This window comes from Bacillus atrophaeus (genome assembly GCF_039519175.1).
GTDB classification, from domain to species: Bacteria; Bacillota; Bacilli; order Bacillales; family Bacillaceae; genus Bacillus; species Bacillus atrophaeus.
In genome coordinates this window covers 795,597-811,322 of record NZ_CP154443.1, presented here as the reverse complement: position 1 = coordinate 811,322, position 15,726 = coordinate 795,597, and the positions used below count along the sequence as shown (strand labels likewise).

The window sequence follows — 15,726 nt, the reverse complement described above, 5'->3', positions numbered from 1 at the left end:
TTTTCAATTTACTCATAATATTGATAATCGTACTCATTAAACAATCCGTCAGCAATTCCCAGCATCATAAATACGAACACCGCAACCATCACAAGAATGGAAAGCACGATGCTGACAATTAAATAAATCCCTTGCATTTTCACAAATTTTGCGTAATTTTCAAGCATGATTTCCTCGGCATTATCGTCAAGCTGCTCAAGCATTTTGGCAGCTTCTTTTGCTGAACGCAAGAGAAAGACTCCCGCAATGATTTGCAAAACGCCCGGCGCTGCGCCAATAATGAAAAAGAAGGCCCCTGACAGCGCGGCTAAAGCGCCCATAATAATAAATAGAATTCCTGTCGCCTTTCCCCATTTGGCGATGATAGAAAGGGATTTGTTCACCAGCTCAGACTTCAATCGATTCACACACCTTTACAAAAATTCGTTACTTTTCTTTTATACACCATTTGTGACAGCTTTTGTATAAAGAATGTGGTTTTTTCTCATTGACTTTCACGCAACGTAATAGTTTAGGATTTATTAAGGAGGTGAGGAAATTGCTTTATCAAGTTAAGGAAGTGGCCGATATGACCGGTATCAGTATTCGGACACTTCATCACTATGATCATATTCAGCTGTTAAAACCCGCGTCGGTTACTGAGTCAGGGTATCGCCAGTACAGTGATGCCGATCTAGAACGGCTGCAGCAAATTTTATTTTTCAGAGAAATTGGTTTTCGCTTAGAGGAAATCAAAAAAATGATAGACCACCCGGAATTTAATCGGGAGGCTGCGCTCCGATCTCAAAAGGAGATTCTTTTAAAGAAGAAACTAAGGCTTGAGAATATGATTCAAACGGTGGAAAGAACCATGGCGGCAATTGAAGGCAGAGAAATTATGAGTAAGCAGGACCTGTTTGCCGGCCTCAGCATGAAGGACATTGAAGACCATCAAAAGAAATATACGGAAGAAGCAAGAGCGTTATACGGAACAGAGATTGTAGATCAAACAGAGAAAAAAATGGCCGCTTATACGAAAGATGAGTGGGCGATGATGATGTCAGAATGGAATGGAATTTATGAGCGGATCGCCGGAACAATGGCTGCCGGACCGGGTGATCCGCAAGCACAGGCTGCAGTAGAAGATTTCCGGAATCATATTAGTAAGCACTTTTATGAATGCACACTGGATATTTTCAGAGGACTGGGCAATCTGTATGTAAGCGATCAGCGGTTTACTGACAATATTAACAAATACGGACCTGGCCTCGCCGCTTTTCTTCGCGAAGCAATTATCATTTATTGCGACAATGCGGAAAAATAGGCTGAGTGTGAGTTCAAAAAAATCCCCGGACACAAAGTCCGGGGAAAGCGCCGCTTATAAAATGGGAGATAACAGACGTGATACTGCCTCTTTGATGCGGATCCATAAGGAACGCTGCTGGTACTCCTCATACGTTAATTTTCTGGAGACAAGCAGATCCTCTTTGAAAGAAGCGATCAAATTTTTTGCGATCGTGACGTCATAAATGAAGGCGTTCACCTCGAAATTCAGCCTGAAGCTTCGCACGTCGATGTTGGCCGTGCCGACTGAAGCGACCTCATCATCCACTACAATCGTTTTTGCGTGTATAAAGCCATTATCATAAATATATATGGAAGCCCCGGCTTTTAAGAGATCGCCGACGTTTGAAAGAGTGGCCCAGTAAACAAACGCGTGATCAGGTTTATTCGGAATCATGATTTTGACGTCAATGCCTGAAAGACAGGCGATTTTTAAAGCGTCCAACAAGCTTGCGTCAGGAATAAAATAGGGTGTTTGAATCAGAATGGAATGTTTAGCGGTTGAAATCATTTTGATATAACCGTATTTGATTTGCTCCCATTCAGAATCAGGCCCGCTTGTCACAATTTGCATTCCGACGTTCCCTTTCGGCTCACATTCCGGAAAGTGGTTTGGCATATAGGTAATGGTATGACGATGAGACGCCTGATTCCAGTCTAAAATAAAGCGTGTCTGGATGGCGTGCACAGCGGTTCCCTGCAGCCTGATATGCGTATCGCGCCAATAGCCGAATTTAGGATTCAGCCCGAGATATTCATCACCCACATTAAAACCCCCGACATAGCCTGTTATCCCGTCTATAATCACAAGCTTTCGGTGGTTCCGGTAATTCAGCCGCAAATTAATCGGTCTCAACCTTGAAGGGAAAAAGACCTCCACATGTCCGCCCGCTTCGCGCAGCTCTTTAAAAAACTTCTTTCGCAATGTTCTGGAGCCCAGCTCATCGTATAACACCTTGACCTGAACCCCTTCCTTTGCTTTTTGCACAAGGGCATCCCGCAATTTTTTTCCTAATTCATCACCTTTATAAATATAATATTGTAAATGGATATGATCTTTTGCTTTTGAAATGTCGTTTAAGAGGCGTTTAAACTTATCTCGCCCGTCTGTTAAGACTTCAACTGAATTATCCTCTGTGAACACGGCATGGTTATTCATTACAAGCATGTAGATCAGATCTTTATTATCGAAGGTTGCCCGGTTGTTGAATTGAAATTGCCTGGATTTTAAATCTTCAAGCTGATGCTTCAGCAGCTGTTCGATCCCGATCTTTTTCCGATCCTCCCATTGAAACAAATGCTTCCGTCTGAGATTGTGACCGAATAATAGGTATAATATAAAGCCTAAAACGGGAATAAAGAAAAGAACAAGCAGCCAAGCCCATGATGCGCTGGCATCCCGCCGTTCTTTGAATATGACGATGATGGCCAAAAGAATATTCAAAATGAAAAAAAGCCCTAAAAGGATGGAAGAAATACTCACTTTGTAACCCCGCTAATTCATATTTATCAAGATGATTGCCATTAGTATTCCATGAATAACAGCAATCTGATTCTCATTACAAATTATAACACTGACATTTTAAAAGAATAAAGAGCGATGACCCAGATTTCTCATCGAAAGTACGGGCAGATTTCTTTAAAACCAGTTTGCACCTGGGTTAAAATAAACACATATGATAACGTTCGTGAAGTCACGCAAGACAAAATAAAGGGGGAGAATTACATGAACTTTCAAAGAATTGAACAAATGCCGGGGTTCATCAAAACAGAAATGCAAAAAATTCAAAAGGCTGTACAGCCTTTAATGAAGAAAACCGTCATCTACCGTTTTCTTGCTTTTCCGCTTGCCGCATTCTCTCTCTTTAATTTGGCTGCTTTCCTTTTTCATGCTTCAGCAGACCGGAAGTCTCTAATCAGCGCAGGCATCTTTGCGCTATTGGCTGCGCTAGGCTTGGCGTTTTTTAAAGAAGCAGGCTACCAGCATAAACAAATCCAAAAAACTATCCATATTTATATGCTGAACAGAATCAAAAAGAGCAATATCCTTTCAGAAGAACGCAAAAACACATATACACGCCAAATCAAGGAAGAACCATTTGCAATGAAAAGTTTTGTTGAGTTTTTGACAGAGGAAGACAGACGCAAGAAAATGTTGTATGAAAAGAGCTGAACAACTGAACTGCAACCCGATTTGTTGAACATATTAGGGTGCAGTTTTTTTATGATCATATAATCTTTAGAAACGAAATGAGAGGTTTTTTAAAGTGAAAAGAGACCGACTCATTTATTCGATAGAGTGTCATACGAAGGAAATTGGATATTTTAGAGAACTTGAGCAAAATGAAAAGGCATGAGTCGGGTCCATTCCGAACTCATGCACAGTAAGCTGTTGATATTTGTATTTAAACTTGAAGGTACTGGAGAAGTAAAGGTGTCAGTGAACTTTCTCCAACTCGCAATATGCGGCTTATTCGATTTAAGTTAGAGATTAGAGTGCCGCTCTAGAACAGTTGGTGATGATAACAGAAAAAGCGATATATAGACTATATAGAATCCCATCCCAGCGGTGTTCCTGCTGAAATATGTTTCTTTGCTGTTCTGCCGATAATTAAATCAAAGTACTTTGGTTCCAAACCATAACCAGGTCGTACTACCTTAATATTTTCTTTTGTGAAAATCTCCCCGGCTTTTATATCTTTTTTTACATAAATAGAGCGGCGAAATTTAAGAGAAGCTTTTTCTTTGTCAGTTGGTCCATAAGTGATCTGTCCTAACGCTTGCCACGCCCTTTCAGTTTCAATGACAAGTTCTTTCAATTCATGTGGTTCCAGTGAAAAGGCAGAATCTACACCGCCATCAGCTCTTGATAAAGTGAAATGTTTCTCAATCACAGTTGCGCCTAAGGCGACACTGGCGACAGCAACCCCTGTTCCCATTGTGTGGTCTGATAAGCCAACTTGGCAATTAAATAATTCTTTCATATGAGGGATCGTAGAAATATTGGTGTTTTCCGGTGATGCCGGGTAGGTGCTTGTGCATTTTAGAAGTATTAATTCTTTACAGCCTGCTTCCTTGGCAGCCCTTATTGTTTCATCAATTTCTGCTACTGTAGCCATTCCAGTGGAAATGATAATGGGTTTACCTGTAGCAGCGACCTTTTTGATAAGAGGGATATCAGTATTTTCAAATGAGGCTATTTTATATATAGGCACACCCAAGTCTTCCAAAAAGTCGACAGCTGATTCATCAAAGGGCGTACTCAAAGGAATCATTCCAAGCTCCCGGCATTTATCGAAAATGGGTTTATGCCATTCCCATGGGGTGTACGCCTGCTGATATAATGTATAGAGCGTACTGCCAGACCACAGACTATTGTTATCCTCAATTGTAAAATCTTTCGTATTCATATTTAACGTCATCGTGTCAGCGGTATATGTTTGTATTTTCAATGCATGTGCACCTGCTTTGGCAGCTGCTTCTATAATCTTAAAAGCACGTTCTAACGATTGATTATGGTTCCCGGACATTTCAGCAATAATAAATGGGGGATGGTGCGGGCCAATACTTCTTCCATCTATATTGATTTCGTTCATATTTGCACTCCCTTCTATTCACAGTAATACCGGCCGTAAAACAAATGCGATTCATCTATATGAAATGATTGTTCAGATTCTAAGGTCATTAAAATCTGTATCAATGTCGTTGATATCTATTCCTCTTTCAGCCAATTTCTTGATCACTTTCGGCTTTTCTGCAATCCATTCTTCTTTTAAGAGACCATATCTGATCACATCAAGATATTTATGATTTCTTAATATATGGTGTCGAAAATGGCCTTCTTTACAAAAACCAAATGTTTGGTGAAATGATAAGCTTTTTTCGTTATTTAAAAGTACTTCTCCGTATACTTTCTCAACCTCCAACTGTTGAAACGCCCATTCTAACGCTAAAAACCCCATGACAGAGCCAGAGCCTTTTGGACTCTCGGCCTCTCCAATATAAAAACCCCAATAGCAGTGGTTATTTTTATCGTCAACATCTTTAAAACTTACAAAGCCAGTATCTTTATGATCAATTGTAAATATAAAATAATGTTCTGTTTTGGATGAATTTATTTTCTTGAACCATTGATGATGCTGTTTTTCATTAATCATTTGGTCATGATACATTGATTTTCTGATTCTATCATCGTTACGCCAACGGAGAACTGTATCTAAGTCTTTTTCTTTTAATGTTCTAAGTGAATATTTGAACACAGATTTATTCCTTCCTCACTTTAAAATTTCTAATAAGAGATTTTGGCGATGATCAATATTTCCTTCTAACAGCATTCGGGCTTTTCTTGACATTTGTTGTAATGACAAGGGGTTATTCATTATTTCTTGAATAGCTGAGACGATATCTGATTCATTGACTGATTCCTTAGGTCCCAGATATTTAATCGCGCCTAATTGATCAAGCGTTTGAACAATCGATTCTTGATTTTCAGCGACGGTGATTACGATGGCTGGAAGGCCGAGATAGCAGCGCTCCCAAGTAGTCGTTCCGCCCGCACCTATTGCCAGGTCAGCATTGTACATTAATTCTGCAATATGATTCACTTGGCAGTGAAAGCTGCAAAAGGTATGTTTTTTACAGATGGATTCAATTTCCTTCTTATGAGTATTGGTATTTCCAATCACGATATCTAGCTCAATATCCTGGGGAGGGAGCTGCTGAAAGGCTTTAATCACCTTTTTCGTTTCATTAGTGGGATCACTGCCTCCAAAAAAGACAAGAATCTTTTTTACACTTCCATCGCAGTTTTTGTGACTGGGATGAAATGAATAAAACTCGTCTCGCAATAAGACGTATTCCGGTCCTAAAAATTGTTTGCAGCTTTGGGGGACTAAATTGACATAGCGGTCTTTATAATCATGATAAAGATTCTGATCCAATAAAATATCACAATCATGTAAACGATCAGCCAGGTCATCAATTACCATCATTTTTTTCACGTATTTTTTCACTTTCATCTCCCAATTGATATCAATTGCGTAGTGATCAATGATAAGGAGGGAGATGTCCTTGTTCATGTCTTTCATCGCACGAATGGTTTCAGATGTGTCCGCATACCAAGGAACACCAAGCCAATCAGAATGCGGGGTTGCTTTAGGAATGAAAACATTCTTTTTAGGTTCTGGCAGCATAATGAGATCAAACTGCTTGTCGCGGATTACCTCAGCTAGATTACCTTGTAAGTTTCGGCAAACAAATATAATATTTGCTCCCCTTTTACGCAGCGCATCAGCAAGCGTGAGGCACCTCATGACATGACCTGTTCCTATTTCAATTGAAGCATCTGTTCTGAAAAGAATGTTCATCACAGCACCTCATTATCACTTGGATTTATTGTCGGTTTCATTCATGATTTCTTTTTGTTCTATTCGGGCATTGAGTAATGACCATTCCGGAAACGTGTTCAATAATGATAAGGTATCCTCTAAGCTAAAGTCAGGTTTAGCTGGGTAAAGTTTTTCAATAATTTTACTGATTAATAAAAAATCCTCGGGTGTATCTACGGTCCATCTATGCTGTTTCTGATTTTCTGTATAGGTGATATTAGCTAAGTTGAATCGATCGGGGTTTAGGTAAATAAAGGGTGTTACGTGTTCCCGTTCGTAGTCAAGACTAGACTCGAGATAAGCTTTCTCTAACGAAGAAGCTGAAAAAACCTCTATATCCATTCCGCGGGGATATGTTCTTTGTAAGGTGTTAGACACATAATCATATTGGCCGTTTGAATCCAGGTAACATTTTATTACCTTATCAATCACGCGATAATCAATAATAGGGCAGTCAGAGGTTAATCGGACTACAGTTTCCGCGTTGCTTATTTTTGCTGCTTCGTAATACCTTGATAAAACATCGTTTTCTGACCCGCAATAATAAGTAAGAGACAATCTCTTACTTAACTCAACAATGGGCTTATCTATCGCATTTGTTGTCGTGGCGATCACAATATCATCAATAAGTGCTGCCCTTTTGATTCTTTCAATTTGATATTCCAGCAAAGGTCTATTCAACACTTTTTTCAACACTTTGCCCGGCAATCTGCTGGAGCCCATCCTTGCTTGGATAATAGCCGTTACCTTCAACTAACCACCTCCTACGAATAATAATTCACTACTTTTTTTAATGCTTTTATAACATCGTCTGCATCTTTTTCGTTCATTGATTGAAACAGAGGCAAGGTGATCATTCCTTTATACAGCTTTTCGGCATTTGGACATAAGCCCTCTTGGTAACCTAAACGTTGATAATAGGGGTGTAAATAAACAGGTATATAGTGAACGTTAACACCTATATTTTCTTTTTGCATAGCGTTGAAAATATCATCGCGATTTCCTTTAAGCGAATCAAGCTTTAAGTCAATAACGTAAAGATGCCAGCTTGAAGTTGAGGCTGCATCTTGAATTGGGAGATGAATGTGGGAGATCGCTTTTAATTTTTCGTTATAGGTCCTGGCAAGATATCTCCGTTTTTCAATAAAATCATCTAATTTTTGCAATTGGCTGATGCCTAATGAAGCTTGGATATCTGTCATCCGATAATTGAATCCAAGAAAGTGCATTTCATAGTACCACGATCCATGGTTTTGGCTTAGCTTTTTAGGATCACGGGTAATTCCGTGACTGCGGAATTGGAGCAGCTTCTCATAATATTCTCTATTATTAGTTGTTATCATTCCGCCCTCGCCGGTTGTAATATGTTTAACAGGGTGGAAACTAAACATCGTCATATCACTGATTGAACCGATTGTTTCCCCTTTATACGAAGCGCCTAATGCATGGGCAGCATCTTCAATAACGACTAAGTTATTGGCTTTTGCAATTTTTTGAATCTGGTCATGATTCACCGGCTGTCCTGTAAAATCTACCGGTATAATGGCCTTTGTTTTTGGAGTGATTAGCTTTTCAATTGAATCAGGGTCAATATTGTATGTTAGCGGGTTAATATCTGCGAAAACCGGTTTGGCTCCCATGTACAGAATGCAATTGGCACTTGCCGCAAATGTGAGGGGTGTCGTAATGACTTCGTCTCCCTGTGAAATTCCCGCAGCAAAGCAGGCCGCATGCAAAGCAGCTGTTCCGTTGGAAAATGCAACACCATAGCGGCTGCCAACATAGTCTGCGACTTTTTCTTCGAATAAGCCGATTGTTGGTCCCGTTGTCAAATAGTCTCCCCGTAAAACATCAACTACTGATTGGATATCATCTTCATCTAACCATTGTCTGCCGTATGGAAGATAAGAATCTCTGACAGGCTTACCGCCTGTAATTGCTAATTTATTCTCACTGGTCATTTTAAATTCTCCTATTAAATGAGATTCGTACTCTTAATCCATTCTTCTGTTTTTCTTATTCCTTCCTCCAAACTGACCTGCGGGCTCCAATTAAGAATTTTCTTTGCTTTTTCGTAGTTGCATAACAATTTTGGAATTTCACTTTGAGGATGTATATGCTCTACATGGTGAATTTTTTGTTTATCGCCTGCAATTAATTCTGCTAAATCATTAATAGATATATCTCTTCCAAGGCCTGCATTTATAATTTCACCGTTTGCTTTTTGTGAATAACCAGCCTGCACAACAAAATGAGCACAATCCTCTACATATAGAAGATCACGAGTTTGTGTTCCATCACCATATATATGCAGCTTTTTACCGTCCAATTTGTTTTTTATGAAAATAGCGATTACTCCGCCTTCACCGCCTGTTTTTTGGTAAGGCCCATACGTATTAAACGGACGTATAACCACCGCAGGAAGACCATATGCGTGATAATAGGAGAGCACCATATTTTCAGCCGCGATTTTTGATCCTGCATAAGGAGAAGCGGGTTTAATAGGATCTGTTTCTTTAATACCTTCAGCAAATGCAGCCCGGTCATATACCATACAGGTACTCATAAAAACAACTTTCACATTATGCTTTTTACATAATTCTAAAATGTTAAAAGTGCCAATTGTGTCATTTTCAAATGTGGTTTTCGGGTCGTCGATGCTATCTTGTACGTTTATGCTTGCACCCAAATGATAGCAAATATCAAATTTTTTCAAGAAAAGATCTTCTAATGTTTTTACATCCTTTATATCCCCATTGATAAATTCGATAAAACCTGGGTCGTTCTTCAGCTCTTCTATATTTTCTAAACGCCCATTCGATAAATCATCCAGTACCCATACTTGATGACGGTCTTCTAATAATTTTTTCACAACCCATCTGCCGATAAAACCTGCTCCTCCAGTGACGAGAACATTCATGAACATCTTCCTTCCCGGATTAAATTAATGTTTGCGATTTTAATAATGTAAAGACCTCTTCTTTTGAAATCTGCTTTTGATCATTTGAACTATAAGTCCCTTCAGTTGCTTTTTTCGCCTGGGTATAATGATTTTTTTCCCCATAACTTGAAGGTATAACAAACATGTCAGGCAGCTCCAAAGCCATTGTGGATTCGTCATAAGTCATAAGCTCTTCATACATTTTTTCTCCGGGCCGCAGCCCGATTTCTTGTATTTCTATTTCATCAATATTCATATTGTGTTTTTTACATGTTTCTTCAACGACGACTGACACTAAGTCATGCAGTGATATGACCGGCATTTTTAATATGAAGATTTCGCCGCCCTGAGATTCCTTTAGTGCGCTAATTAATAATGACGTCGCCTGATCCAGTGTCATCATAAAGCGATTCATCTTTAAATCCGTAACAGTCACCTTTTTTTGCGTTAAGATTTGTTCTATAAACAAGGGAACCACGGAACCCCTTGAACCAATTACATTTCCAAACCGAACACAAGAAAAAACCGTCGCAGCCTTTCCCTTACTGTATTCTGCTGCGGAAATTAATCTTTCAGCTGTTAGTTTTGTTGCTCCATATGCATTAGTTGGTGATATTGCTTTATCTGAACTTGTAAACACTACTTTTTTCACGTTTTGGGCAACTGCCGCTTTAATGACATTATTGGTTCCTATAATATTGGTAAGGACCGCTTCATAGGGATTATATTCGCAAGCTGGAACATGCTTCATGGCAGCAGTATGGAAGACGTAGTCAATGCTGTCCATTGCATTTAACACCCGGTCATAATCTCGCACATCTCCTATTAAAAATCTAATATCCTTTCTGGGACCGATTTCATTTTCTAACATAAATTGTTTATATTCATCTCTGCTAAATATACGAACAACCTTTGGCTGATCCTTAAGAATTTGTTTTAGAAGGCTTTTTCCAATCGTACCTGTTCCGCCAATTATGAGTATTTTTTTATCTTTGAAAAACACTAGTATATCCACTTCCTTTTTCTTAAATGGATGAAAAAATGTCGGTTATTGAAGTATATGCTTGTTACAAAACTCTGTGTTTGCTCTAGCCTAATCGGATTCAACTATTATTTTTTAAAACCATAAAAAAATAGAAATGAAAGGCAGTGTTGTAACAGGACATCTGTGGGGCGGGGAGGAATAGCTGCTTCATCATAGAAATCATATAACAGTCTGTCTCTTATGATTTAAATGGAGAGATGGCAATGGCAAATGTCCCGATTGTTTTTAACATGTAAGATAGGGATGCTATACAAAATATGTCACACGGAAGAGCGTGCCTGGATGAATGACGATAACGCAGAGAATTTGAGGAGAACATAATAAAAAGGCATGAATCCGGTTCAATACCGAACTCATGCCTCTGCTATTCGTGTCTATCTTTTTAGGTCAGATCCACACCTTTATTCAAACACCGGCTCATCTTCATAATAATAGGAATCCGGATCTTCATAAGTATCCAAGTTCTCAAAAGCGGCGATACCGACAAACACCATAAAGAAAATGAATAAAATGATCCCTATAATGCCTGCGGCGATACTGGAAGCGGCGTAAAATAATTGCATTTTGATGAATTTTCCGTAATTCTCAAGCATACTTTCGCCCGCGCTGCCGCTAAGGGTGCTGCCTGCATCTTGTGCTGCTTTTGCCGAACGCATTAAAAATACACCTGAAATAATGAGCAATACGCCCGGAATAGCGCCTATAATTGTAATCAGTGCTGATAAGGCGGACAATGCGCCCATAACAATCAGTAAAATCCCCGTGATCTTGCCCCACTTCGCAATGTCCGAAAGTGACTTGACAGCAGCGGGGCTCAGCTGACGGCTCTCACCCTCTATCTTATCGCTCTCCTGTTCAGTGACACTGTTATCTTCAACAATTGTGCTGTTTTGATCCTCAATATGGTTATCATCTTTATCAATATCAATCATGATAGCTCTCTCCCTAAAATTTTTAAATCATATCGTTTTCCATCCATCTCGGCAATTCCGGGAAACAATCCCCACTCTTCGAATCCGAACTTCTCGAACAATTTGATGCTCGGTTGATTATGGGCGAAGATAAAAGCCATAAGAGACCGGATGTCAAGTTCCCGTGCGAGGCGGAGGGCTTCTTGAAGCAAATAAGACCCGGCCCCTTTTCCGCGGAAACCTTCATGAATGTATATGCTGATCTCGGCTGTCTTATTATAGGCCGGCCGGCCGTAGAATGTTTCAAAGCTTATCCAGGCTGATATCGTCCCGTTCTCATCCTGGGCAACATACAGCGGCCGCTTTTCAGTATGGGCTAAAAACCACTCCATCCGGTCTTCCGGCGTAACCGGTTCAGTATCTGCGGTCACCATACGTGAGGCGACAGTCGAGTTATAAATCGCTACCACAGCGTCTAAATCTTTTTTTGCCGCACGGCGCAATGTCATAGTCATCTTCGTTGAAACCCCCTCAAATTTTCAATGATGTATACATATTTTTAAATTCGCTTGCGCAAACTACTTCTAAAAAAGTTTTTTCATCGTGTATATATTTTCAGAAAAGTGTTCAGAATGTTGCTGAGGTGATGAAACAATGAGAGAGGAAGAAAAGAAAACTTCTCAAGTCAAAAAACTTCAGCAGTTCTTTCGTAAACGCTGGGTGTTCCCTGCAATTTACTTAGTCAGTGCGGCCGTCATTTTAACAGCTGTCCTTTGGTATCAATCCGTTTCAAATGATGTGAAGGATAATCTGGCTGATAACGGCGGAAATTCCGCATATGACAACAACAAGGACGACGCAGTTGAAGTAGGCAAGCCAATGGAAAATGTCGCAATGCCGGTTGTTGATTCTGAAAATGTATCTGTTGTGAAAAAGTTCTATGAAGCTGATGCCGCAAAAGAAGAGAAAGAAGCAGCACTCGTTAACTATAATAACACGTACAGACTAAGCAAAGGAATTGACTTAGCTGAGAAAGACGGAAAAGCATTTGACGTTTCCGCTTCTCTGAGCGGTACGGTTGTGAAAGCTGCAAAAGATCCGGTCTTGGGACATGTGGTTGAAATTGAACATGCAGACGGATTATCAACGGTATATCAATCTCTTTCTGAAGTAGGCGTTGAGCAAGGTGACAAGGTTAAACAAAATCAAGTCATCGGAAAATCTGGTGAAAACCTGTACAGTGAAAAAAGCGGAAACCATGTTCATTTTGAAATCCGTAAAGACGGTGTGGCAATGAACCCGTTAAACTTCATGGACAAGCCGGTTTCTTCTATTGAAAAAGCGGCAGAAGAAGAAAACGCAGTCACTGAAGAAACAGAAGAATCCATTCAGCAGTCTTCAGAAAAAAAGAATGATTCTTCGACGGAAGAAAAGACGGAAGAAAAATCCGGCGAACAAACGGATGATTCAACTGAAAAATCCGGTGATAAATCGGATGGCTCATCAGACAAATCAGGTTCAAAAGAAAGCAGCACGACAGAAAACACTGAACAGTCTTAAAGAAGCAGCGCCTATCAATTCCGATAGGCGTTTTTCTTTTTTATGTTACTTTTCTCTCTTTTCCTTCGTCTATGTATATCAAATACGCATTTTCCCTTTTATACTGGAAGAATGTGAAGATGCCGAAAAAGGGAGGACGATGGAATGAACGCTTTCATTCTCGCAGGATGGACTATTTTTATCTTGATCTCTACTTGTACAGAAAGCTTCCATGACATGGTTGTTTCACAAACAGTGGCATTTCGCTTTCGTCCGAATCCCGATCCATCAGACTTTCTGGCCTTTGATATTACGGAATTAGCCGATCCTGAAGCTGCAATCCAAAAGCTGGGTCACGCGTTTTCCTTCTTTGTTCTGACTTATTTGCTGATGAAACAGTGGGGCAGTGTAAAAACGGCCGCCGCCGGTTCACTGGCTTTTGCTTTCTTTACGGAAATCGTCCAGCTTTTCTTCAGCAGAAATGGCTGCATTCGGGATGTTCTGATTGACAGCATCGGGATTGCCCTCTTTTGGCTGCTGTTGGTGTTCGCTAGGCGGAGGAAACATGAAGTGTATGAAAAATATTAAAAGCCGGCTGTCTGGATGCCAGACGCCGGCTTTTTTTCTCTAAAAATTTTGGTCAGTAGGTTTTCCTGTGACCTTATTGATCAAAGCTTCATAGATCCGTACAATCAAATCGACAAGCGGCCGAAGGATGTCCGAGAATCTAAACAGAAGGAATCCGATGACGATCGAGACGACAAGACTGCCCAGAACATCCACCGGGTAATGATGGCCAACCCAAATTCTTGAGAATCCGGTTAACAGCCCGAAGATGACCAGCGGCCAGCCAAGCTTTTTGCTTCTGAAAAGCATCGCGATAGATATGGCCAAAGCACCCGTCGTATGGTCACTTGGGAAAGAAGCGTCCGCAGCGTGCGGAATCAAAGTGTGAACCGTGTGTGCAACGAAAGGACGCGGTTCAAAATAGACAAGGGTAATCAGATAATTGACGATCAGAGCCGCAATTCCCGTAAACCCTGCGTACAGAACGTTTTTTCTTCCTTTTGTGTTCCCGAAGAGCCAGACCGCCAATAAAATAAGCGCGTAAGCAATAATAGCGTATTCCGTTATGAAGACCATAATGGAATCGAGAACAGCGCTATGATGGGATAAACCATGGATGGACTTAAAAATTTCGTAATTCAAATAATCACCTTTTATCATTATTTATATCAACAGTGTAAAGCTTTTTCCCGAAAGACTCAATTGGGAACTAAAATTATAATAAAAAAGTATAGATATTGAAACGAGTCTGTCTTACAATACGTCAAATGTAGCGGGGGAAAAATATCTGAAGGATCTTTTTTGAATGAATCAATACATAAGGAGTTTTGTCAGTTGCTGGGGCATTTTAAAAAAACCAATCTGCTGCTGATATTTGTTATCTTGCTATTGTGCGGATTTGGCCTTGTTATGGTGTATAGCGCAAGTGATGTCATCGGGGCTCAAAAATTTGGAGACTCGGCTTATTTTTTTCATAAGCAAAGAACGTCAATCGTGCTCGGCTTATGTATATTTGTCATCGCAGCCTGCACGCCCTATAAAAAATATGAACGGCTGGCGCCGATTCTTGTTGCTGGTTCTTTGTTCTTATTAGTGCTCGTTTTCATTCCGGGAATAGGAGTCGAGCGCAATTTTTCACGCAGGTGGATCGGCGTCGGCCCATTAGTCGTTCAGCCGTCTGAATTGTGCAAGATTGCGATGATCATTTACTTTGCTGCCATTTATACAAGAAAGCAGCCTTATATCCATCAGTTTTTTAAAGGAGTACTGCCGCCGCTTCTCATTTTAGGCGCTGTTTTTTTACTGACTTTACTAGAGCCGGATTTAGGAACGGCCTCTTTAATGTTAGCCGCCTGCGGAGCTATTTTGCTTTGCGCGGGGCTGAAAAAGCGGCACTTGCTCCTGCTTGGGTTGACGGCTTTTTCTGCCGTCGGGTACCTCGCGTTTTCCGCCTCGTACCGGCTGAAGCGTCTGGTTTCCTTTACAAATCCGTTCAATGACGCAAACGGTGACGGATATCAGCTTATTCAATCTTACTATGCTATTTCATCCGGAGGCTTTTTTGGAAAAGGCCTTGGAAACAGTGTTGAAAAAATGAATTATCTTCCCGAGGCCCAAACTGATTTTATCATGGCCGTTATTTCGGAAGAGCTGGGGATACTCGGAGTGCTGATTGTCCTTGGTTTATACTTTTCATTTATGCTGCTGGGCGTAAGGACTGCTGTCCGCACGCCAGACCTGTTTGGCAAACTGCTTGCTGTCGGCATCACTTTTCAATTGATGTTTCAAGCCGTCTTAAATCTAGGGGCGATGAGCGGGCTTTTGCCTGTTACAGGTGTTCCTTTGCCGTTTATCAGCTATGGCGGTTCATCTCTTATGATGAACTTGTTCCTATGCGGAGTCTTAGTGAATATCAGCGGATTTATTCCGAAACATCAATTTAATGGAAAAGCAGCTTTCGCGGGCCGCCATAAAAAAGAGACCTTTTAGACAGGTCTCTTTTGTAATATTGGA

Annotated in this window: 17 protein-coding genes; 5 read left to right on the top strand and 12 right to left on the bottom strand. The window is 40.4% G+C overall.

Annotation, left to right across the window (positions count from 1 at the left end; all coding sequences use genetic code 11):
• Positions 1-8: 8 nt before the first annotated feature.
• Positions 9-398: a DUF5362 family protein gene (locus AAHT65_RS04170; protein ID WP_010790189.1), complete on the bottom strand. Its 390-nt coding sequence runs from the start codon at positions 396-398 to the stop codon at positions 9-11.
• A gap of 140 nt (positions 399-538) precedes the next feature.
• Here AAHT65_RS04170 and AAHT65_RS04165 point away from each other — a divergent pair, with 140 nt between their 5' ends.
• On the top strand, positions 539-1,303 hold the full coding sequence (locus tag AAHT65_RS04165; protein ID WP_010790188.1) for a MerR family transcriptional regulator: 765 nt from the start codon (positions 539-541) through the stop codon (positions 1,301-1,303).
• 54 nt (positions 1,304-1,357) lie between these two features.
• Here AAHT65_RS04165 and cls read toward each other — a convergent pair whose 3' ends face one another.
• On the bottom strand, positions 1,358-2,806 hold the full coding sequence (gene cls / locus AAHT65_RS04160; RefSeq protein WP_088118145.1) for a cardiolipin synthase: 1,449 nt from the start codon (positions 2,804-2,806) through the stop codon (positions 1,358-1,360).
• 243 nt (positions 2,807-3,049) lie between these two features.
• Here cls and AAHT65_RS04155 point away from each other — a divergent pair, with 243 nt between their 5' ends.
• Positions 3,050-3,496: a DUF5392 family protein gene (locus tag AAHT65_RS04155; protein ID WP_003326583.1), complete on the top strand. Its 447-nt coding sequence runs from the start codon at positions 3,050-3,052 to the stop codon at positions 3,494-3,496.
• Positions 3,497-3,869: 373 nt separating this feature from the next.
• Here AAHT65_RS04155 and pseI read toward each other — a convergent pair whose 3' ends face one another.
• The 9 genes from pseI to AAHT65_RS04110 all read right to left on the bottom strand — a co-directional run bounded on the left by pseI (position 3,870) and on the right by AAHT65_RS04110 (position 12,116).
• On the bottom strand, positions 3,870-4,919 hold the full coding sequence (gene pseI, locus AAHT65_RS04150) for a pseudaminic acid synthase (protein WP_088118144.1): 1,050 nt from the start codon (positions 4,917-4,919) through the stop codon (positions 3,870-3,872).
• Between the two features lie 72 nt (positions 4,920-4,991).
• Entirely contained in the window at positions 4,992-5,582 is a 591-nt protein-coding gene (pseH, locus tag AAHT65_RS04145; RefSeq protein ID WP_094232902.1) for a UDP-4-amino-4,6-dideoxy-N-acetyl-beta-L-altrosamine N-acetyltransferase, read from the bottom strand.
• 15 nt (positions 5,583-5,597) lie between these two features.
• The gene (pseG, locus tag AAHT65_RS04140; protein WP_343311022.1) at positions 5,598-6,689 is read right to left on the bottom strand and encodes a UDP-2,4-diacetamido-2,4,6-trideoxy-beta-L-altropyranose hydrolase; all 1,092 of its coding nucleotides are present in this window, start codon (positions 6,687-6,689) and stop codon (positions 5,598-5,600) included.
• 15 nt (positions 6,690-6,704) lie between these two features.
• Positions 6,705-7,463, bottom strand: a complete 759-nt coding sequence (locus AAHT65_RS04135) for a cytidylyltransferase domain-containing protein (RefSeq protein ID WP_088118142.1) — start codon at positions 7,461-7,463, stop codon at positions 6,705-6,707.
• An 11-nt stretch (positions 7,464-7,474) separates the two neighbouring features.
• Positions 7,475-8,671, bottom strand: a complete 1,197-nt coding sequence (pseC, locus tag AAHT65_RS04130) for a UDP-4-amino-4,6-dideoxy-N-acetyl-beta-L-altrosamine transaminase (RefSeq protein WP_094232900.1) — start codon at positions 8,669-8,671, stop codon at positions 7,475-7,477.
• Positions 8,672-8,685: 14 nt separating this feature from the next.
• On the bottom strand, positions 8,686-9,630 hold the full coding sequence (locus tag AAHT65_RS04125; RefSeq protein WP_063638133.1) for a dTDP-glucose 4,6-dehydratase: 945 nt from the start codon (positions 9,628-9,630) through the stop codon (positions 8,686-8,688).
• Between the two features lie 19 nt (positions 9,631-9,649).
• Entirely contained in the window at positions 9,650-10,654 is a 1,005-nt protein-coding gene (locus AAHT65_RS04120) for an SDR family NAD(P)-dependent oxidoreductase (protein WP_094232899.1), read from the bottom strand.
• A gap of 443 nt (positions 10,655-11,097) precedes the next feature.
• A complete protein-coding gene (locus tag AAHT65_RS04115) occupies positions 11,098-11,628 on the bottom strand; it encodes a DUF5362 family protein (protein ID WP_094232898.1) in 531 nt (176 codons plus the stop codon).
• Positions 11,625-12,116, bottom strand: a complete 492-nt coding sequence (locus AAHT65_RS04110; RefSeq protein WP_094233227.1) for a GNAT family N-acetyltransferase — start codon at positions 12,114-12,116, stop codon at positions 11,625-11,627. Before AAHT65_RS04110 ends, AAHT65_RS04115 begins: the two co-directional genes overlap by 4 nt.
• 145 nt (positions 12,117-12,261) lie before the next feature.
• Between AAHT65_RS04110 and AAHT65_RS04105 the strand changes: the two genes are divergently transcribed.
• Together AAHT65_RS04105 and AAHT65_RS04100 are read left to right on the top strand one after the other, a co-directional pair.
• Positions 12,262-13,167: a M23 family metallopeptidase gene (locus AAHT65_RS04105; protein WP_094232897.1), complete on the top strand. Its 906-nt coding sequence runs from the start codon at positions 12,262-12,264 to the stop codon at positions 13,165-13,167.
• 144 nt (positions 13,168-13,311) lie between these two features.
• Positions 13,312-13,734, top strand: a complete 423-nt coding sequence (locus tag AAHT65_RS04100) for a VanZ family protein (RefSeq protein ID WP_003326595.1) — start codon at positions 13,312-13,314, stop codon at positions 13,732-13,734.
• A gap of 39 nt (positions 13,735-13,773) precedes the next feature.
• On the opposite strand, the gene AAHT65_RS04095 is transcribed toward AAHT65_RS04100, so the two are convergent.
• Positions 13,774-14,355, bottom strand: coding sequence for an undecaprenyl-diphosphatase (locus AAHT65_RS04095; protein WP_003326596.1), 582 nt, complete (start codon positions 14,353-14,355; stop codon positions 13,774-13,776).
• Positions 14,356-14,547: 192 nt separating this feature from the next.
• On the opposite strand from AAHT65_RS04095, the gene ftsW reads away from it, so the two are divergent.
• A complete protein-coding gene (gene ftsW / locus AAHT65_RS04090) occupies positions 14,548-15,702 on the top strand; it encodes a putative lipid II flippase FtsW (protein ID WP_199679864.1) in 1,155 nt (384 codons plus the stop codon).
• Positions 15,703-15,726 lie beyond the last annotated feature (24 nt).

Coding starts and splice junctions, on each gene's coding strand:
- AAHT65_RS04155 (WP_003326583.1), top strand. CDS start 3,050: ATGAACTTTCAAAGAATTGAACAAATGCCGGGGTTCATCAAAACAGAA.
- AAHT65_RS04115 (WP_094232898.1), bottom strand. CDS start 11,628: ATGATTGATATTGATAAAGATGATAACCATATTGAGGATCAAAACAGC.
- pseC (WP_094232900.1), bottom strand. CDS start 8,671: ATGACCAGTGAGAATAAATTAGCAATTACAGGCGGTAAGCCTGTCAGA.
- pseI (WP_088118144.1), bottom strand. CDS start 4,919: ATGAACGAAATCAATATAGATGGAAGAAGTATTGGCCCGCACCATCCC.
- AAHT65_RS04105 (WP_094232897.1), top strand. CDS start 12,262: ATGAGAGAGGAAGAAAAGAAAACTTCTCAAGTCAAAAAACTTCAGCAG.
- AAHT65_RS04125 (WP_063638133.1), bottom strand. CDS start 9,630: ATGAATGTTCTCGTCACTGGAGGAGCAGGTTTTATCGGCAGATGGGTT.
- AAHT65_RS04110 (WP_094233227.1), bottom strand. CDS start 12,116: ATGACATTGCGCCGTGCGGCAAAAAAAGATTTAGACGCTGTGGTAGCG.
- AAHT65_RS04100 (WP_003326595.1), top strand. CDS start 13,312: ATGAACGCTTTCATTCTCGCAGGATGGACTATTTTTATCTTGATCTCT.
- pseG (WP_343311022.1), bottom strand. CDS start 6,689: ATGAACATTCTTTTCAGAACAGATGCTTCAATTGAAATAGGAACAGGT.